This window comes from Burkholderia sp. Tr-862 (genome assembly GCF_011753085.1).
In the GTDB taxonomy this organism is placed as follows: Bacteria; Pseudomonadota; Gammaproteobacteria; order Burkholderiales; family Burkholderiaceae; genus Burkholderia; species Burkholderia ambifaria.
In genome coordinates this window covers 37,476-57,021 of the sequence record NZ_VWWG01000028.1, presented here as the reverse complement: position 1 = coordinate 57,021, position 19,546 = coordinate 37,476, and the positions used below count along the sequence as shown (strand labels likewise).

The following is a 19,546-nucleotide window of genomic DNA, read 5'->3' as shown; positions in this document are numbered from 1 at the left end:
GGTGCACCGCGGCGCACCACGCCGCACCGCGCCACGCGTCGCACGCACCAGATACGCACGCTTCGCACCACACACGTGCAGGCGCCGCGCCCCGCCCGCCGCACCCCGGCCCGCCCCGCGACTGTGCATGCTTCATCCGAATACCGCTCCGCGCGGCCTTTCGCACCATTTGCACGCAGCGATTCACCAAGTTGGCTCGATACTTGCATTCCTCGCCCATTTTTTGCGCAAGGAAGCCACGGCATGGATGGTCTGAAATCCGGCGTCGATACACTGTTCCTGTTGATCGGCGCCGTCATGGTGCTCGCGATGCACGCGGGCTTCGCATTCCTCGAGCTCGGCACGGTCCGCAAGAAGAACCAGGTCAACGCGCTCGTGAAGATCCTGGTCGACTTCTCGGTATCGACGCTCGCGTACTTCTTCATCGGCTACACGATCGCGTACGGCGTCGAGTTCTTCGACGACATCGGCACGCTGTCGCAGCACAACGGCTACGCGCTCGTGCGCTTCTTCTTCCTGCTGACGTTCGCGGCGGCCATCCCCGCGATCGTTTCCGGCGGCATCGCGGAACGCGCGAAATTCAATCCGCAGCTCGTCGCGACGCTGATCATCGTCGGCTTCATCTATCCGTTCTTCGAAGGGATTACATGGAACGACCGCTTCGGCGTGCAGGACTGGCTCACGCATGCGTTCGGCGCGCCGTTCCACGATTTCGCGGGCTCGGTCGTCGTGCACGCCTTCGGCGGCTGGGTCGCGCTGCCGGCCGTGCTGCTGCTCGGCGCACGCCACGGCCGCTATGCGAAGGACGGCCGGATCGCCGCGCATCCGCCGTCGAACATTCCGTTCCTCGCGCTCGGCGCGTGGGTGCTCGCGGTCGGCTGGTTCGGCTTCAACGTGATGAGCGCGCAGACGCTCGACAAGATCAGCGGCCTCGTCGCCGTGAACTCGCTGATGGCGATGGTCGGCGGCACGCTCGCCGCGTGGATGGCCGGCCGCAACGATCCGGGCTTCACATACAACGGCCCGCTCGCGGGCCTCGTCGCGGTCTGTGCGGGCTCCGACGTGATGCATCCGATCGGTGCGCTCGTCACGGGCGCCGCGGCCGGCGCGGTATTCGTCGCGATGTTCACCTGCGTGCAGAACAAATGGCGCATCGACGACGTGCTCGGCGTGTGGCCACTGCACGGGATGTGCGGCGCGCTCGGCGGCCTCGCGGCCGGGGTGTTCGGGCAGCCCGTGTTCGGCGGCCTCGGCGGCGTGTCGTTCAAGTCGCAGCTCATCGGCACGCTGGGCGGCATTGCGATCGCCACCGCGGGCGGCGCGCTCGTGTATGGCGCGCTGAAGGCGACGGTCGGGCTGCGCCTCGATCGCGAAGCCGAATTCGACGGCGCCGACCTGTCGATCCACCGCATCTCGGCGACGCCCGAGCGCGATTGAACACCATCAAGCACGAAACCGGCGTCCGGCAGCACAGCTGACGGACGCCCGACGCATCATTACGTTTTCGATTCAAAAAACTTTCATCTAGCATCCCTACACTTCGGTCCAGTTTTCAACTTGCCTTCGCCTTGCTTGCTGCGAGCCTGCTTCGCGACGGCCATTCTTCCAACATCTGAAACTGGACTCCACATGCCCGCGTTGCCCAATGCTTCCCGTCGTCAGGCCCTGAAGATCCTCGCCGGCGCGCCCATGCTGCCCCTCTCCGGCCTCGCGCTGCCGGCCCTGCTGACCGGTTGCGGCGGTGACGACAATCCGACGGCGACGCCGGCCGCCGCCGCGTACACGTCGGCGGCGTTCTCGGCGATGGCCGCGCCCACGCTCGACAATGCGGCCGCGATGGCCACGACGACGGTCGGCTCGACGCTGTCGGTGTCGTTCTCGGACGGCTCGTCGCGCAACTTCAAGCTGGCGTACCGGCCGTTCTTCGTGACGGGCGACATGGTGCCGGACGGCAAGGGCGGCACGACGCTCGCGGGCGGCTACTACGACATCAACAACCAGCCGATCATCGACCGCTCGGTGGCCGGCAAGGAGCGCCAGTTCTATTCGGACTGCCCGGACGGCAGCTCGCTGCTGACGCTGAAGAACGCGAACGTCGCCGGCGTGAAGGGCAACACGGTGTTCGCGGTCGTGCAGTTCGAATACACGACGCGCGACCAGGCGAGCGCATCGCAGTACGGCCAGCTGCCGTCGCCGATCGCGGTGATCACGCTCGATCAGGATCCGTCCAGCGGCGCGCTGAAGGTCGTCAAGTATCACAACGTCGACACGTCGAGCGCGCACGGCCTGTGGATCACCTGCGGCGCGAGCCTGTCGCCGTGGGGCACGCACCTGTCGAGCGAGGAATACGAGCCGGACGCGACGAAGGCCGCGACCGACGCGCAGTTCAAGGCATTCAGCAAGAACACGTTCGGCGACGAGACCAAGGCGAACCCCTATCACTACGGCCATCTGCCCGAGATCACGGTGAACCCGGACGGCACCGGCACGGTGAAGAAGCACTACTGCCTCGGCCGCATCTCGCACGAGCTGATCCAGGTGATGCCGGACCAGCGCACCGTGATGATGGGTGACGACGCCACCAACGGCGGCCTGTTCATGTTCGTCGCCGACAAGGCGGCCGACCTGTCGGCCGGCACGCTGTACGTCGCGAAGTGGACGCAGACGTCGTCCGCCGGCGCCGGCAGCGCGACGCTGACGTGGATCAGGATCGGCCACGCGACGAGCAGCGAGATCGAGACGCTCGCGAACACGCTGAAGGCGTCGGACATCATGGACCTGACGACGACCGACCCGAACGATGCGAGCTACACGAAGATCCACTTCGGCGGCAAGTTCAACTGGATGCGCGTGAAGCCCGGAATGGAAAAGGCGGCCGCGTTCCTCGAGACGCACCGCTATGCGGCGCTGATCAGCGGCAGCATGGCGTTCACGAAGCTCGAAGGCACGACGGTGAACGCGAAGGACAAGATCGTCTATACGGCGATGTCGCGGATCGAGACGTCGATGGTCAAGGGCAACACGGTGTCGCGCGACGTCGCGGTGGACAAGAAGATCGCCGCGGGCGCCGTCTATGCGCTGAACCTGAAGGCCGGCCAGCGCGACACGTCGGGCGGCGCGATCGACAGCGAATGGGTACCGGTCGACATGGGCGCGCCGGCCGCGCTCGTCGGCGAGGACCTCGCCGCGGCCGACGCGCTCGGCAACCTCGCGAACCCGGACAAGATCGCGAACCCCGACAACCTGAAGTTCTCCGAAAAGCTGCGCACGCTCTTCATCGGCGAAGACTCGGGCATGCACGTCAACAACTTCCTGTGGGCGTACAACGTCGACACGAAGTCGCTCTCGCGCGTGCTGTCGTGCCCGGCCGGCGCCGAATCGACGGGCCTGCACGCGGTCGACGAGATCAACGGCTGGACCTACATCATGAGCAACTTCCAGCACGTGGGCGACTGGGAGACGCCGCTGCACGACAAGGTCAAGTCGACGCTCGACCCGCTCGTGCGCGCGAACTACAAGGACCGCTTCGGCGCCAGCGTCGGCTACCTGACGGCCGAGCAGACCAGCATCAAGCTCGCGAAGGCCTGAGCGGCCGGGGGCCCTGATCGGGGCCTCCCTGACCGCACCGCCCTCTCTTCATCACGTTTCATTCGTCGGCGCTCCACGCCCGTTCATGCGCGATGCCCATTGCGGGCGTCGCGCTTTTTTTTTGCGCGCACGCCGGCGGCACGCATGCGCGGGCCCGGTCGAACGGAGGAACAACTTAATCGTCATGAAACGGCCCGCGCCCGCCGGAACGCATCTACCCGGAAGACGATTCAGAACAATTCATACGACTGTCCATGTTGCTTCGCCTATGCTCGAACGGCACTCGCGCGCACGTCGCTCCAATGGCGCGTCGTCCGAACCGAAATGGGAACCGATACATGTCCACCACTACGCCTTCGATCGTTCACCACACCGTCACTGCGAACGGAATTCGACAACATTTCATCGACGCGGGCAGCGGGCCTGTCGTGGTCCTGCTGCACGGTTTCCCGGAAACCAGCTTCGCATGGCGCTTCCAGATTCCCGTCCTGGCACAACGCTACCGCGTAATCGTGCCTGACCTACGCGGCTACGGCGAAACCGACAAGCCGGCCGCCGGCTACGACAAACGCAACATGGCCCGCGATCTCGTCGCATTGCTCGACACGCTTGGCATCGGCCGAATCGCGCTGGTCGGGCACGATCGCGGCGCACGCGTCGCGACACGCTTCGCGAAGGACTTCCCCGAGCGCCTCGAGCGCCTTGTCGTGATGGACAACGTGCCGACCCGCATCGTCGCGCAGAACATGACAGCCCAGACGGCACGCGCGTACTGGTTCTTCCTGTTTCATCAGGTAGCGGACCTGCCCGAAGCACTGATCGCCGGCAAGGAAGCCGAGTGGCTCAGCTACTTCTTCTCCGACTGGTGCTACAACCCGCACGCTATTTCCGGCGAAGCGTTCGACACGTATGTCCGGGCCTATCGTCGTCCCGGCGCCGTACGTGGCGCACTCGCCGACTACCGCGCGAACGCGGAAGACGTCAAACAGGATCTCGCCGACGCCGATGTGAAGATCACATGCCCGACCATGGCGATCTGGGGTGAGGATTTCTACGCGGTCGGCAAGATGTTCGACATGAAATCCGTCTGGGAAAGCATGGCGACACATCTTCGGGCCGAGCCCATCGCGCAATGCGGCCACCTTCCGCAGGAAGAACAGCCGGAACGCGTCAACGCGCTGCTGCTCGATTTCCTGAAGAGCTGGGAAGGTTGAATCCGCAGCGCACCGGCATCGCGGCAGCAGGAAACTGGACGCACGGTACGCGCGATCCACTCGCTAGCAGGAACACTTCATGAATGACGTATCGAGGCCGCGGGCAGTCGTGATCGGCGGGTCGGTAGGCGGACTCTTCACGGCAACTGCGCTGCGCGCGGCAGGATGGCGCGTCAGCGTGTTCGAACAGTCGCCAAGCGAGCTCGACAGCCGCGGCGGAGGCATCGTCCTGCAGCCCCCGATCGTCCGCGCGTTCGCATTCGGCGGGGTACCGATGCCGGGCGATACCGGCGTGGATTCGACCGACCGGATCTATCTCGACAAAGGTGACCGGATCGTGCAGCAAACGCGCATGCCGCAAACCCAGACTGCGTGGAATGTGATCTATACGGCGCTGAAGCGCGCACTGCCAGCGGGCGTCGTCCATGCAGGCGAGACATTCGAGCGACTCGATTCCAACGGCGCGTGCGTAACCGCGCATTTCGCGAGCGGCCGGGTAGAACACGCGGATCTGCTCGTCGGCGCGGATGGCGGGCGCTCTGGCGTGCGCGCGCAACTGCTGCCCGAGACGCAACCCACCTATGCGGGTTACGTTGCGTGGCGCGGGCTCGTCGACGAACATGACCTGCCCGATCAGGTACTTCGCGTGCTGCGCAACCGCTTTACGTTTCAGCAGGGTGACGCACATCTATTCCTGACCTACCTGGTACCAGGCCGCGACGGCACCGTCGAGCCCGGCAAACGGCGCGTGAACTGGGTGTGGTACCGGCGTCTCTCGTACGACAAGCTACCTGAACTGTTTCTTTCCCGGGACGGCACACAGCGAGACGGATCGCTGCCGCCCGGTGCAATGCGCGACGGCAATCGGTCGGAACTCGTCGACGCGGGCCGCAACCTGCTCGCACCGACACTCGCCGCGCTCGTCGACGCAACGCACGCGCCGTTCGCACAGGCAATTCAGGATCTTGTCGTCGAGCGAATGGTGTTCGGCCGCGCGGTACTGCTTGGCGACGCAGCTTGCCTTGTCCGCCCACATACCGCCGCCGGCGTGGCAAAGGCGGCGGACAATGCGGTTGGACTCGCCGAAGCGACGCAGGCTTTCGCGCGAGGCACGTCGTTCGACGCCGCACTGTCGCGTTGGGAACGCGATCAGCAGAAGATCAACGCTTCGCTATCGGCGCTCGGTATTTCACTGGGTACGCGCATCATGGGATCTACGTGACCACCTTGGCAATGTCTTGCACACGGCGCGCTGCGCACCAGCACCGCGCGCACGCTCATGCGATCGTGTCCACCACACCACCGTCGGCCCGCAATGCCGCGCCTGTCGTCGCCGAGGCCTGCGCTCCAGATGGCGCGCCGAACAACAACTTTGCGCAATGCGGCATACTTTGGTGTTTCTGAAAACCGCTCTTCCCAGCTGCTGCGAACTTTGTTGTGCACCGATTTGACGGGCAAAAAAAAGCGCCACGGAGACCGTGGCGCTAAAAAAGTTCTAGCCATTCCGAGGGCCGTGCTAGAACCTGAGAGACTGCGCGAAACACCGTTGCCGGTTAAACTCCTGAAACGATGTTTCGAAAACGTGAGACATTCTTTCCGTTTCCGCCCGACAAGTCAAGCGGTATTTGCACCGGCTCCCGCACTTTCCGGCAATGGTCATTTGAGTACTTTCCTAATAAACCAAGGGTGAACCCGTAAAATGCCATACGATGAACGATTCACCCACGGAACATGCATTTTTTGACAATCATCTTACGATACCAACAAAATTGAAATCGAGTTTCGGAAATAGAGAGAATTCCTCGTGTCGACATCTGTAATACCTCCCGCGCCCCGGGACCGCGAATCGTCGCCGGACGAGATCACCGCGCTCGCGCGCGGCCTCGCCGTGCTGCGCCGCATCGCGGCCGCCGACGCCCCCGTCAGCAACCGCGAGCTGACCGAATTGACGGGCATCCCGAAGCCGACCGTGTCGCGCATCACGGCGACGCTCGTCAGCGCCGGCTTCCTGTTCCAGCTGCCCGACAGCGAGCGCTTCGTGCTGACCGCGTCGGTGCTGGAGCTGAGCCACGGCTTCCTGCGCAACTTCGACATCCGCGCGCGCTCGCGGCCGTTCATGATCGAGCTGGCCGAGCGCACGTCGCTGTCGGTGCACCTCGCGGTGCGCGACCGGCTCGACATGGTCGCGATCGACGTGATCCGGCCGCGCTCGGCCGTGCTCGTCACGCGCCTCGAGATCGGCTCGCGGATGGACATCGCGCGCACCGCGGTCGGCCGCGCGTATCTCGCGGCGCTGGAGGACGACGAGCGGCGCACGCTGCTCGACGCGCTGCGCGCGACGGCCGGTGACGACTGGCCGCACGTGTCGGCGCGCCTGAACCCCGGTCTCGAGGACGCGATGCGCGCCGGTCACGCGATCGCGATCGGCGAATGGCGCGAAGGGCTGAACGCGGTCGCGGCCGGCTTCGTCGGCCCGTCGGGCCAGCGCTACTCGGTGAACTGCGGCGGCGCCTCGAGCCAGTGTTCGCCCGAATGGCTGCAAGAACACGTGGTACCCGCGCTGCACGAATGCATCGCGAAAATCACCCGCGAGATCGGCGGCGCGCCGGCCCGGCGCAGCGCCGTGTAATCGAACCGTCACCGTCCCGTCGCGTTATGTAACGACCGTAACCCGTTGAAAGATAGAGCGCTGGACTGTAACGGGGACGGGACGTAGGATCATGCCCATCGTCGCGCCGCATTCGCGGTGCGCACCGCTCTTTTCCCGCGCGGACCGCAAGGGCCGGACCGAGCCGGCCCTCGCGGCATCGCATGCCCCCGCGCCGCTCCATGCCCGTTTTCCGGCACGCCGCACCGTCTTCCAGACAGAACACGATGGACAACCAACAAAAGCCCACGCCCCCTTCGAAGGATCCCGCCTCCCCTGCCGCCCGTCGCCCGCGCCGCAGGCTGGTGATCGGGACGCTCGCAGTCGTCGTCATCGGCGGCCTGCTGTGGTGGCACCCGTGGAGTCGTACGCCGGCCGGCACGCAGGCAGCAGGCAGCGCGGCCTCCGGCGCGAGCGCCGGCGGCGGCCATCGCGGCCGCGGCGGCCCGGCCGCCATGGCGAACATTCCGCAGCCCGTGTCGGTCGCGACCGCGACGCAAGGCGAGATGCCGATCGTGCTGTCCGCGCTCGGCACCGTGACGCCGCTCGCGAACGTGACGGTCAAGACGCAGCTGTCGGGCTATCTGCAGTCCGTCGCATTCCAGGAAGGCCAGATCGTGAAGAAGGGCGACCTGCTCGCGCAGATCGACCCGCGTCCGTACCAGGTCGCGCTCGAAAACGCCGAAGGCACCCACGCCCGCGACGCAGCCTTGCTCGCGACGGCCCGCCTCGACCTGAAGCGCTACCAGACACTGCTGTCGCAGGACTCGATCGCGTCGCAGACGGTCGACACGCAGGCGTCGCTCGTCAAGCAATACGAAGGAACGGTGAAGACCGACCAGGCGGCGATCGATTCCGCGAAGCTGAACCTCACGTACGCACGCATCACGGCGCCGGTGTCGGGCCGCGTCGGCCTGCGCCAGGTCGACCCCGGCAACTACGTGACGGCGGGCGACACGAACGGGATCGTCGTGATCACGCAGCTGCAGCCGATGAGCGTGATCTTCACGACGTCGGAAGACAACCTGACGCCGATCCTCAAGCAGGTGAACGCGGGCAAGAAACTGTCGGTCACCGCGTACAACCGCAACAACACGGTGCCGCTCGAGACGGGTTCGCTCGAAACGCTCGACAACCAGATCGACACGAGCACCGGCACGGTCAAGCTGCGCGCGAAGTTCGATAACAAGGAAGGCCTGCTGTTCCCGAATCAGTTCGTGAACACGCGCCTGCTCGTCGACGTGCTGCGCAATGCGACGATCGTGCCGACGGCCGCCGTGCTGACGGGCTCGATCGGCCAGTTCGTGTACGTCGTGAAACCCGACAACACGGTGACGGTGCGCAAGGTCACGATCGGCCCGGTCGACGGCGAACGCACCAGCATCGTCAGCGGCGTCGCGCTCGGCGAGCGCGTGGTCACCGACGGCTCCGACCGGCTGCGCGAAGGCGCGAAGATCACGATCCCGGCCGACAAGCCGAAAGGCGCGTCGGGCGCGCACGGCGCCGGCGCGGCGTCTGGCGCATCGGGTGCGGCCGGCCACCGCGGCGGACACAAGCACGGCGCGTCGCAGGCCGCGGCCCCCGCGGCCCAGTAACGCGCGGGCCGCTCGATGAATCCATCCCGCCTCTTCATTCTCCGGCCGGTCGGCACCGCCCTCCTGATGGCGGCGATCATGCTGGCCGGTCTCGTCGCGCTGCGCTTCCTGCCGCTCGCCGCGCTGCCGGAAGTCGACTACCCGACGATCCAGGTCCAGACCTTCTATCCGGGCGCGAGCCCCGAGGTGATGACGTCGTCGGTCACCGCGCCGCTCGAGCGGCAATTCGGGCAGATGCCGTCGCTGAACCAGATGTCGTCGCAAAGCTCGGCCGGCGCGTCGGTGATCACGCTGCAGTTCTCGCTCGACCTGCCGCTCGACATCGCCGAGCAGGAAGTCCAGGCCGCGATCAACGCGGCCGGCAACCTGCTGCCGTCCGACCTCCCGGCCCCGCCGATCTACGCGAAGGTCAACCCGGCCGACGCGCCGGTGCTGACGCTCGCCATCACGTCGAAGACCTTGCCGCTCACGCAGGTGCAGGACCTGACCGATACGCGCCTCGCGATGAAGATCTCGCAGATCGCCGGCGTCGGTCTCGTCAGCCTGTCGGGCGGCAACCGGCCGGCCGTGCGGATCCAGGCGAACCCGACCGCGCTCGCGCAGTACGGGATGAACCTCGACGACCTGCGCACGACGATCTCGAACCTGAACGTGAACACGCCGAAGGGCAACTTCGACGGCCCGACGCGCGCGTACACGATCAACGCCAACGACCAGCTCACCAGCGCCGACCAGTACAACTCCGCGGTCGTCGCGTACAAGAGCGGCCGCCCGGTGATGCTCACCGACGTCGCGAAGGTGGTCGCCGGCTCGGAGAACACCAAGCTCGGCGCGTGGGTGAACGCGGAGCCCGCGATCATCCTGAACGTGCAGCGCCAGCCGGGCGCGAACGTGATCGCGACCGTCGATGCGATCAAGGCGCAACTGCCGAAGCTGCAGGAGACGCTGCCCGCGGCGCTCGACGTGCAGGTCGTCACCGACCGCACGACGATGATCCGCGCCGCCGTGCGCGACGTGCAGTTCGAGCTGCTGCTCGCGGTCGCGCTGGTCGTGCTGGTGATGTACCTGTTCCTCGCGAACGTCTACGCGACGATCATCCCGAGCCTGTCGGTGCCGCTGTCGCTGATCGGCACGCTCGCGGTGATGTACATGGCCGGCTTCTCACTGAACAACCTGTCGCTGATGGCGCTCACCATCGCGACCGGCTTCGTCGTCGACGATGCGATCGTGATGATCGAGAACATCGCACGCTACGTCGAGGAAGGCCACACGAGCCTCGAGGCCGCGCTGAAGGGGTCGAGGCAGATCGGCTTCACGATCATCTCGCTGACGGTGTCGCTGATCGCGGTGCTGATCCCGCTGCTGTTCATGGGCGACGTGGTCGGCCGCCTGTTCCACGAATTCGCGATCACGCTCGCGGTGACGATCGTGATCTCGGCGATCGTGTCGCTCACGCTCGTGCCGATGATGTGCGCGAAGCTCCTGCGCCATTCGCCGCCGCCGGAAAGCCACCGCTTCGAGGCGCGCGTGCACCGTGCGATCGACTGGGTGATCGCGCGCTACGGGGTCGCGCTCGAATGGGTGCTGAACCGCCAGGGCTCGACGCTCGTCGTCGCGCTGCTGACGCTCGCGCTGACCGCCCTGCTCTACGTGTACATACCGAAGGGCTTCTTCCCCGCGCAGGATACCGGCGTGATCCAGGGGATCACGCAGGCGCCGCAGTCGATCTCGTACGGCGCGATGGCCGAACGCCAGCAGGCGCTCGCGGCCGAAATCCTGAAGGACCCGAACGTCGAGAGCCTCACGTCGTTCATCGGCGTCGACGGCAGCAACATCACGCTGAACAGCGGCCGGATGCTGATCAACCTGAAGGCGCGCGACAAGCGCTCCGAGTCGGCCGCGCAGATCATCCGCGACCTGCAGCAGCGCGTCGCGAACGTGACCGGCATCACGCTGTTCATGCAGTCGGTGCAGGATCTGACGATCGACTCGACGGTGAGCCCGACGCAGTATCAGTTCATGCTGACGAGCCCGAACCCCGACGAGTTCGCGACCTGGGTGCCGAAGCTCGTCACGCGGCTGCAGAAGGAGCCGTCGCTCGCCGACGTCGCGACCGACCTGCAGAGCAACGGCCAGTCGGTGTACATCGAGATCGACCGCGCCAGCGCCGCGCGCTTCGGCATCACGCCGGCGACCGTCGACAACGCACTGTACGACGCGTTCGGCCAGCGCATCGTGTCGACGATCTTCACGCAGTCGAACCAGTACCGCGTGATTCTCGAGTCGGAGCCGAAGGAGCAGCATTACGCCGAATCGCTGAACGACATCTACCTGCCGTCCGCCGGCGGCGGCCAGGTGCCGCTGTCGTCGATCGCGTCGTTCCACGAACGGCCGTCGCCGCTGCTCGTCGCGCACCTGTCGCAGTTCCCGTCGACGACGATCTCGTTCAACCTCGCCCCGGGCGCGTCGCTCGGCGAGGCCGTGAAGGCGATCGGCGCAGCGGAGAAGGACATCGGCCTGCCCGGCTCGTTCCAGACGCGCTTCCAGGGCGCGGCGCTCGCGTTCCAGGCGTCGCTGTCGAACCAGCTGTTCCTGATCCTCGCGGCGGTCGTCACGATGTACATCGTGCTCGGCGTGCTGTACGAGAGCTACATCCACCCGATCACGATCCTGTCGACGCTGCCGTCGGCCGGCGTCGGCGCGCTGCTCGCGCTGATGATCACCGGGCACGACCTCGACATCATCGGGATCATCGGGATCGTGCTGCTGATCGGCATCGTGAAGAAGAACGCGATCATGATGATCGACTTCGCGCTCGAGGCCGAACGGGTCGAAGGCAAGCCGCCGCGCGAGGCGATCTACCAGGCGTGCCTGCTGCGCTTCCGGCCGATCCTGATGACGACGCTCGCCGCGTTGCTCGGCGCGGTGCCGCTGATCGTCGGCGCGGGCGCGGGCTCCGAGCTGCGCCAGCCGCTCGGGATCGCGATCGCCGGCGGCCTGATCGTGTCGCAGGTGCTGACGCTGTTCACGACGCCGGTGATCTATCTCGGCTTCGACAGCCTCGCGCGCCGCGTGCGCGGCTGGTTCGAGCGGCACGGCCCCGGCGCCGGCGCCGGCACGCACACGGATGCGTAAGCGATGAACCTGTCGCGCCCCTTCATCACCCGCCCCGTCGCGACGACGCTGCTCGCGCTCGGCGTCGCGCTCGCCGGCCTGTTCGCGTTCATCAAGCTGCCGGTGTCGCCGCTGCCGCAGGTCGACTTCCCGACCATCTCGGTGCAGGCGTCGCTGCCCGGCGCGAGCCCCGAGACCGTCGCGACCAGCGTGACGAGCCCGCTCGAGCGGCACCTCGGCTCGATCGCCGACGTCAGCGAAATGACGTCGACCAGCACGGTCGGCAACGCACGGATCATCCTGCAGTTCGGGCTGAACCGCGACATCGACGGCGCCGCGCGCGACGTGCAGGCCGCGATCAACGCGGCGCGCGCCGACCTGCCCGCCTCGCTGAAGAGCAACCCGACGTACCGCAAGGTCAACCCGGCCGACTCGCCGATCATGATCGTGTCGCTCACGTCGGAAACGTCGTCGCCCGCGAAGCTGTACGACGCCGCGTCGACGGTGCTGCAGCAGTCGCTGTCGCAGATCGACGGGATCGGCCAGGTGTCGGTGAGCGGTTCCGCGAACCCGGCCGTGCGCGTCGAGCTCGAACCGCATGCGCTGTTCAATTACGGGATCGGCCTCGAGGACGTGCGGGCCGCGCTCGCGTCCGCGAACGCGAACAGCCCGAAGGGCGCGATCGAATTCGGCCCGAAGCACTACCAGCTCTATACGAACGACCAGGCCTCGCATGCGTCGCAGTACAGCGACCTGGTCGTCGCGTACCGCAACGGCGCGGCCGTGCGGCTGTCCGACCTGTCCGAGGTCGTCGACTCGGTCGAGGACCTGCGCAACCTCGGCCTGTCGAACGGCAAGCGCGCGGTGCTCGTGATCCTCTACCGCTCGCCCGGCGCGAACATCATCGAGACGATCGACCGCGTGCGCACCGCGCTGCCGCAGCTCACCGCGTCGCTGCCGGCCGACATCACGGTGACGCCGGTGCTCGACCGCTCGACGACGATCCGGGCGTCGCTGAAGGACACCGAGCACACGCTGCTGATCGCGATCAGCCTGGTCGTGATGGTCGTGTTCCTGTTCCTGCGCAACTGGCGCGCGACGCTGATTCCGAGCGTCGCGGTGCCGATCTCGATCATCGGCACGTTCGGCGCGATGTACCTGCTCGGCTTCTCGATCGACAATCTGTCGCTGATGGCGCTGATCGTCGCGACCGGCTTCGTCGTCGACGATGCGATCGTCGTGCTCGAGAACATCACGCGTCACATCGAGAACGGCAAGCCGCGGCTGCAGGCCGCGTTCGACGGCGCGCGCGAGGTCGGCTTCACGGTGCTGTCGATGAGCATCTCGCTCGTCGCGGTGTTCCTGCCGATCCTGCTGATGGGCGGCATCGTCGGGCGCCTGTTCCGCGAATTCGCGCTGACGCTGTCGCTCGCGATCGCGGTATCGCTCGCGGTATCGCTGACGGTCACGCCGATGATGTGCGCGCGGCTGCTGCGCGAGCCGCACGACGCACCCGAGGAAGGCCGCCTCGGCCGCTTCCTGGAGCGCTTCTTCGCGCGGATGCAGCGCGGCTACGAGCGCTCGCTGTCGTGGGCGCTGCGCCGCCCGCTGCTGGTCCTGCTGATCCTGTTCGCGACGATCGGGCTGAACGTCTATCTGTACATCATCGTGCCGAAAGGCTTCTTTCCGCAGCAGGACACCGGGCTGATGATCGGCGGCATTCGGGCCGACCAGTCCACGTCGTTCCAGGCGATGAAGCAGAAGTTCACCGAGATGATGCGGATCGTGCAGAGCAACCCGAACGTGCAGAGCGCCGCGGGCTTTACCGGCGGTACGCAGACCAATTCGGGCTTCATGTTCGTCACGCTGAAGGACCGCACCGAGCGCAAGCTGTCGGCCGACCAGGTGATCCAGCAACTGCGCAAGCCGCTGGCGGATGTCGCCGGTGCGAGCACGTTCCTGCAGGCGGCTCAGGACATCCGCATCGGCGGCCGGCAGAGCAACGCGCAATACCAGTTCACGCTGCTTGGCGATTCGAGCGCCGACCTGTACAAGTGGGGGCCGCTGCTGACCGAGGCGCTGCAGAAGCGCTCCGAGCTGACCGACGTCAACTCGGACCAGCAGCAAGGCGGCCTGGAGGCGATGGTGACGATCGACCGCGCGACCGCCGCGCGGCTCGGCATCAAGCCCGCGCAGATCGACAACACGCTGTACGACGCGTTCGGCCAGCGCCAGGTCTCGACGATCTACAACCCGCTGAACCAGTACCACGTCGTGATGGAAGTCGCGCCGAAATACTGGCAGAGCCCGCAAATGCTGAACGAAGTGTGGATCAGCAAGTCGGGCGGCAGCGCGAACGGCTCGCAGTCGACCAACGCGGCGGCCGGCACCTTCGTCGCGACCTCGGCCGGCACGTCGAGCGCCGGCACGGCCGCCACCAGCGCCGCGGCGATCGCGTCCGATTCCGCGCGCAACCAGGCGTTGAACTCGATCGCGTCGAGCGGCAAGTCGAGCGCGTCGTCGGGCGCGGCGGTGTCGACGTCGAAGTCGACGATGATCCCGCTGTCCGCGATCGCGACCTTCGGCCCGAGCACGACGCCGCTGTCGGTCAACCACCAGGGCCTCTTCGTCGCGACGACGATCTCGTTCAACCTGCCGCCGGGCGTGTCGCTGTCGCAGGCGACCCAGGTGATCTACCAGACGATGGCGCAGATCGGCGTGCCGCCGACGATCGTCGGCAGCTTCCAGGGCACCGCGCAGGCGTTCCAGCAATCGCTGAACAATCAGCCGATCCTGATCCTCGCGGCGCTGCTGGCCGTCTACATCGTGCTCGGGATCCTGTACGAGAGCTACATCCACCCGATCACGATCCTGTCGACGCTGCCGTCGGCCGGCGTCGGCGCACTGCTCGCGCTGCTGCTGTTCAAGACCGAGTTCAGCATCATCGCGCTGATCGGCGTGATCCTGCTGATCGGCATCGTGAAGAAGAACGCGATCATGATGGTCGACTTCGCGATCGACCAGACGCGCAACGGCAACAAGTCGTCGTACGATGCGATCCACGAGGCGTGCCTGCTGCGCTTCCGGCCGATCATGATGACGACGATGGCGGCGCTCCTCGGCGCGCTGCCGCTCGCGTTCGGCCATGGCGACGGCGCCGAACTGCGCGCGCCGCTCGGGATCGCGATCGCCGGCGGCCTGATCATGTCGCAGGTGCTGACGCTCTATACGACGCCGGTCGTCTATCTGTACATGGACCGGCTGCGTGTGCGGTTCGAGAAGCGCCGCAACCGCAGCGGCAATTCGGGCGGACCGGCGGTGGCCGGGGAGTAACGTGTAACGGTACGCGGCGGGACGCGGAGCGACGGGGCGGGCGGCACCGCCCCGCGCCACATGCCGGCCGGCGATGCGCACCGTCGCCGGTTTCAGCCGACGATTCACGCCCGGCCGCCGCGGCTGCCGCCGACGAGGTGGCCGCGTTTGCCCGGGTCCGGCTTGCACGCCGGCGGCGATCGGCTATCGTGTGTCCATACCCACCCTCGCGCCCGTTCCCGGGGACCTGCCATGAACGTCCAGCTGAACCATACGATCGTCTGGTGTCGCGACAAGCACGCGTCGAGCCACTTCCTCACCGAGCTTCTGGAGTTGCCGGCACCGACGCCGTTCGGCCCGATGCTGGTCGTCCCGCTCGAAAACGGCGTGTCGCTCGATTTTTATGAAAAGGAGGGAGAGATCGCGTCCCAGCACTACGCATTCCTGACCGACGAGGCCGGCTTCGATCGCGTGTACGCGCGCATTCGCGAGCGCGGACTGCCGCACTGGGCCGATCCGGCGAAGCGGCAGCCCGGTGAGATCTACCGCCATTACGGCGGGCGCGGCGTGTATTTCGACGATCCGGACGGTCACTTCCTCGAAGTGATGACGCAGCCGTACGTGCTGAACGGATAACGGGACGCGTCGGCCGGCGTTGCACCGGCCGACGGGGTGAGACAGGCGGCGCCCTCGGTCGGACGCCGCCGCGCGCGGCCAGCGTTACTCGGCAGCGGCGGCCGTCTTGCGCGGACGACGCGCGCGGGGCGCCGTCTTGCGGGCCGGCTTTTTCGGCTTTGCGGCGGCGGCTTCGCCAGCCGCTTCACCGGTCGATTCGGCAGCCGGTGCCGCTTCGTGCGCCGGCTGCGCGGCAGCCGCCAAAGCGCCGTACTCGCCGGCCGTCGGCGCCGCGACGTGCCGTTCCTCGCGATGCTCCGCGTCGCGATGTGTCGCTTCGGCAGGCTTGCCTTGCGCGTGCTTGTCGCCACCGTGCTTCGCACCGCCGTGCGTGGCCTCGTCCGGCTTCGCCGCCGCTTGACGCCCGGCGCCCTTCGCCTCGCCGCCCTTTGCATCGCCGCCCTTCTTGGCGCCGGTCTTCTTCGCCGCGCTCTTGCGCGCGCGCTTGCGGCCGTCCTTCGCGTCGCCGTGCGCCTCGGCCACTTCAGTCGCTTCAGTCGCTTCAGTCACTGCAGTCGCTTCGGCCGTCGCTGCCGGCACGATCGCCGCTTCGTCCATGACATCGACGACGGCCGCCTCTTGCGCGTCGGCCTGCACGCTTTCCTGCACGGCTGCTTGCGCCCGCTGCCCGCGACGCCGCGGCTGGCGCTCGGCCGGTGCCGCTTCCGCGTGGCGCGCGCCGTGACCGTGGTGCGTACCGTGACCATGGTGCGCGCCGCCCGTATCACGTGCCGCGGCCTGCTCCGACGCGGACGACTGGCGCGGCCGCGACACGAACGCGCCCGACTTGTCGTCGCGCCCCACTTCGAGCAGGCCGCGCGCCTGCGCTTCGTCGAGCAGGTTGCCGAACGCACGGAAGCCGTAATACGACTCGTTGAAGTCCGGCTTGCGGCGCTTGATCGCGCTCTTGAGCACCGACGCCCAGATCTTGCCGACGTCGTCGCGCTCCGATGCCAGCGCATCGAACGTCTCGACCGCGAGCGCGATCGCCTCGCTGCGGCGCGCTTCCAGCTCCGGCTTGCGCGACGGTTCGTCCGGCCGCTTCGCGCCGCCGTTACCCGCATGCTGCTGTTCGCGCTTCGCCTGCGCGCGCTGCTGCTCGCGCACCAGGTCGTCGTAGAAAATGAATTCGTCGCAGTTCGCGACCAGCAGGTCCGACGTCGACTTCTTCACGCCGACCCCGATCACCTTCTTCGCGTTCTCGCGCAGCTTCGACACGAGCGGCGAAAAATCCGAGTCGCCGCTGATGATCACGAACGTATCGACGTGCGACTTCGTGTAGCAGAGGTCGAGCGCGTCCACGACGAGCCGGATGTCGGCCGAGTTCTTGCCCGACTGGCGCACGTGTGGAATCTCGATCAGCTCGAAGCTCGCCTCGTGCATCGACGCCTTGAAGCCCTTGTAGCGCTCCCAGTCGCAATACGCCTTCTTCACGACGATGCTGCCCTTCAGCAGCAACCGCTCCAGCACGGGCTTGATGTCGAATTTCTCGTACTTCGCGTCGCGCACGCCGAGCGCGACGTTCTCGAAGTCGCAGAACACGGCCATGCTGATGTTGTCCAGGGGTAATGCCATGTGTACTCCAACCGGTTGGTCGCCGCGTTGCATTGCGTCGCGGCGAAAAATGCATCGCGCACATGATAGCCGGTCAGCGGGTCGATTCCGCAATCGATGCGCACGACGGCATGTCTACGGGGGCTTCCGCAGGCCGCGCCGGCAGGCCTCGAGCGATGCGCCCCTCATTCCCTGCACGCCGCCGGCCCAAATCGACATACACTTGAGTATCGGTCGTCCGTCCCTATCTGGGAGGATGACGCATCGTGCAAGGAGCGGTTTCATGACGACGAAGGTACTGCTGATTGGCGCGACCGGCCGCACGGGTCAGGCCTGCGCGGATCTGCTGCTCAAACAGTCGGAATTCGAGGTGACTGCGCTGGTGCGCCGGCACGGCTATGCGCTGCCGGGCGCGAAGGTCGTCGAGGCCGATCTGACGGGCGATTTCTCGCACGCCTTCCAGGGCATCACGCATGTGATCTACGCGGCCGGCTCGGCCGAATCGGAAGGCGCCGCCGAAGAGGAGCAGATCGACCGCGACGCGGTCGCGCGCGCGGCCGAGTATGCGCTCGCTTACAACGTGCAGAAGCTGGTCGTGATCAGTTCGCTGACTGCGTACTGGCCGGAGCGCAGCGGCGACGCGCTGCGCCATTACTCGCAGATGAAGCGCGAAGGCGACGAGCGCGTGATCGCGTCGGGCATCGACTACGTGATCCTGCGCCCCGGCCCGCTCGCGGACGGCCCGGGCGTCGGCAAGATCGCACTGACCGAGGAGCCGCTCAACGCGGCGCCGCCGGTGTCGCGCCAGGATGTCGCATGGGCCGCGATCGAGGCGATCAAGCTGGGCATTTCGCGCAAGGTCATCGGCTTCGTCGGCGGCGGCGTGCCGATCGAACAGGCATTGCGCGCTTAGCGTACGTCCGGTACGTCCGGTACGTCCGGCACACCCGCGCCGCCACGCGGCGGCGCGTTTCATCGTGCTTGCGGCCCGCGCGGCTGGCCGCTTTGCCGCGGGCTCACTGCCTGCGGCTTACTGCTTCGGATGCGCGTCGGCCCACGCCTTCACTGCGCCGAGCGTGTTCTCGACGTGCTTGTCGGGTGACAGGCTCGTGTACTCGTACAGCACCTTCCCTTCCGGCGAAATCACGTAGGACACGCGGTTCGCGCGATCGAGCGCCGGCAGCTTCGCGTCATATTCGCGGATGATCTTCGCGTCCGGATCGGCCGCGACCGGGAACTTGCTGCGGCACTCGCTCACCGAGAATTTGGTCAGCGTGTCGATGTTGTCGGCGGACACGCCGATCACCGTTGCGCCGTAAGCTTTGTAACGATCGACCGCATCCGCGAACGCATGCGCCTCGATGGTGCAACCCTTCGTGAACGCGGCCGGGTAGAAGTACAGCACGACCGGCCCGTGCTTCAGCGCATCGGCGAGCGAGTACGTGTAAGTCTTGCCGCCCAGCGACGCCTGCGTCATGAAGTCCGGCGCCGTGGCGCCCGGCTTCAGTTGCGCCTGCGCGACCAGCGCATGGCCGGCCAGCAGCAGCGCCGCCGCGGCGCCCACCAATAGTTTTCGCTTCATCTGCGTCCTCATTTCTTATAAAGTCAGCCTCGATATAGCCATGCGGCGGTCGACCGTCGAACGCCGCATGCACGACCCGGTCAGGCGGCAGCGTCAGCCGCTGCCGGCCGGCCGGTTAAAGATTCCGCGCAGCCTGCCGTTATTCCTTCCGGACAACCGGTTCCAGCCCTTCACGTCAGCGAGAAACATGGAAGCCAACAGGAAACAGACGCCACGCAAGGGCTCCTGGCGCAATGCCTTGCATACGCTGCGCCGCTTCGCCTGG

Annotated in this window: 12 protein-coding genes and 1 pseudogene; 10 read left to right on the top strand and 3 right to left on the bottom strand. The window is 66.7% G+C overall.

The window, feature by feature from the left end:
- Positions 1–243 precede the first annotated feature (243 nt).
- The 4 genes from F3J14_RS11560 to F3J14_RS11545 all read left to right on the top strand — a co-directional run bounded on the left by F3J14_RS11560 (position 244) and on the right by F3J14_RS11545 (position 6,024).
- Positions 244–1,437 carry an ammonium transporter gene (locus F3J14_RS11560; protein WP_166723094.1) on the top strand — a complete coding sequence of 398 codons (1,194 nt, stop codon included), beginning with the start codon at positions 244–246 and terminating at the stop codon, positions 1,435–1,437.
- A 192-nt stretch (positions 1,438–1,629) separates the two neighbouring features.
- Entirely contained in the window at positions 1,630–3,588 is a 1,959-nt protein-coding gene (locus tag F3J14_RS11555) for an alkaline phosphatase PhoX (RefSeq protein ID WP_166723093.1), read from the top strand.
- A 338-nt stretch (positions 3,589–3,926) separates the two neighbouring features.
- Entirely contained in the window at positions 3,927–4,802 is an 876-nt protein-coding gene (locus F3J14_RS11550; protein ID WP_166723092.1) for an alpha/beta hydrolase, read from the top strand.
- A 79-nt stretch (positions 4,803–4,881) separates the two neighbouring features.
- Positions 4,882–6,024: an FAD binding domain-containing protein gene (locus F3J14_RS11545; protein WP_166723091.1), complete on the top strand. Its 1,143-nt coding sequence runs from the start codon at positions 4,882–4,884 to the stop codon at positions 6,022–6,024.
- Positions 6,025–6,079: 55 nt separating this feature from the next.
- Here the strand turns inward: F3J14_RS11545 and F3J14_RS11540 are convergent.
- Positions 6,080–6,145, bottom strand: a pseudogene (locus F3J14_RS11540) (short-chain dehydrogenase); the annotation flags it as partial.
- Between the two features lie 461 nt (positions 6,146–6,606).
- Between F3J14_RS11540 and F3J14_RS11535 the strand changes: the two are divergent.
- From F3J14_RS11535 to F3J14_RS11515, 5 genes are all read left to right on the top strand, one after another.
- Positions 6,607–7,431, top strand: a complete 825-nt coding sequence (locus F3J14_RS11535; RefSeq protein ID WP_166723090.1) for an IclR family transcriptional regulator — start codon at positions 6,607–6,609, stop codon at positions 7,429–7,431.
- A 245-nt stretch (positions 7,432–7,676) separates the two neighbouring features.
- On the top strand, positions 7,677–9,044 hold the full coding sequence (locus F3J14_RS11530) for an MdtA/MuxA family multidrug efflux RND transporter periplasmic adaptor subunit (RefSeq protein WP_166723089.1): 1,368 nt from the start codon (positions 7,677–7,679) through the stop codon (positions 9,042–9,044).
- 15 nt (positions 9,045–9,059) lie between these two features.
- Positions 9,060–12,179, top strand: coding sequence for an MdtB/MuxB family multidrug efflux RND transporter permease subunit (locus F3J14_RS11525; RefSeq protein ID WP_166723088.1), 3,120 nt, complete (start codon positions 9,060–9,062; stop codon positions 12,177–12,179).
- A gap of 3 nt (positions 12,180–12,182) precedes the next feature.
- A complete protein-coding gene (locus tag F3J14_RS11520; protein ID WP_166723087.1) occupies positions 12,183–15,491 on the top strand; it encodes an efflux RND transporter permease subunit in 3,309 nt (1,102 codons plus the stop codon).
- Positions 15,492–15,722: 231 nt separating this feature from the next.
- Positions 15,723–16,106, top strand: a complete 384-nt coding sequence (locus F3J14_RS11515; protein WP_166723086.1) for a VOC family protein — start codon at positions 15,723–15,725, stop codon at positions 16,104–16,106.
- Between the two features lie 84 nt (positions 16,107–16,190).
- Here the strand turns inward: F3J14_RS11515 and F3J14_RS11510 are convergent, their stop codons facing one another.
- Positions 16,191–17,720: an NYN domain-containing protein gene (locus F3J14_RS11510; protein WP_166723085.1), complete on the bottom strand. Its 1,530-nt coding sequence runs from the start codon at positions 17,718–17,720 to the stop codon at positions 16,191–16,193.
- A 262-nt stretch (positions 17,721–17,982) separates the two neighbouring features.
- Between F3J14_RS11510 and F3J14_RS11505 the strand changes: the two genes are divergently transcribed.
- Positions 17,983–18,612: an SDR family oxidoreductase gene (locus F3J14_RS11505; protein WP_166723084.1), complete on the top strand. Its 630-nt coding sequence runs from the start codon at positions 17,983–17,985 to the stop codon at positions 18,610–18,612.
- 117 nt (positions 18,613–18,729) lie between these two features.
- On the opposite strand, the gene F3J14_RS11500 is transcribed toward F3J14_RS11505, so the two are convergent.
- Positions 18,730–19,281: a peroxiredoxin gene (locus F3J14_RS11500; protein ID WP_166723083.1), complete on the bottom strand. Its 552-nt coding sequence runs from the start codon at positions 19,279–19,281 to the stop codon at positions 18,730–18,732.
- Positions 19,282–19,546 lie beyond the last annotated feature (265 nt).

Coding starts and splice junctions, on each gene's coding strand:
- F3J14_RS11560 (WP_166723094.1), top strand. CDS start 244: ATGGATGGTCTGAAATCCGGCGTCGATACACTGTTCCTGTTGATCGGC.
- F3J14_RS11555 (WP_166723093.1), top strand. CDS start 1,630: ATGCCCGCGTTGCCCAATGCTTCCCGTCGTCAGGCCCTGAAGATCCTC.
- F3J14_RS11550 (WP_166723092.1), top strand. CDS start 3,927: ATGTCCACCACTACGCCTTCGATCGTTCACCACACCGTCACTGCGAAC.
- F3J14_RS11545 (WP_166723091.1), top strand. CDS start 4,882: ATGAATGACGTATCGAGGCCGCGGGCAGTCGTGATCGGCGGGTCGGTA.
- F3J14_RS11530 (WP_166723089.1), top strand. CDS start 7,677: ATGGACAACCAACAAAAGCCCACGCCCCCTTCGAAGGATCCCGCCTCC.
- F3J14_RS11525 (WP_166723088.1), top strand. CDS start 9,060: ATGAATCCATCCCGCCTCTTCATTCTCCGGCCGGTCGGCACCGCCCTC.
- F3J14_RS11520 (WP_166723087.1), top strand. CDS start 12,183: ATGAACCTGTCGCGCCCCTTCATCACCCGCCCCGTCGCGACGACGCTG.
- F3J14_RS11515 (WP_166723086.1), top strand. CDS start 15,723: ATGAACGTCCAGCTGAACCATACGATCGTCTGGTGTCGCGACAAGCAC.
- F3J14_RS11510 (WP_166723085.1), bottom strand. CDS start 17,720: ATGGCATTACCCCTGGACAACATCAGCATGGCCGTGTTCTGCGACTTC.
- F3J14_RS11505 (WP_166723084.1), top strand. CDS start 17,983: ATGACGACGAAGGTACTGCTGATTGGCGCGACCGGCCGCACGGGTCAG.
- F3J14_RS11500 (WP_166723083.1), bottom strand. CDS start 19,281: ATGAAGCGAAAACTATTGGTGGGCGCCGCGGCGGCGCTGCTGCTGGCC.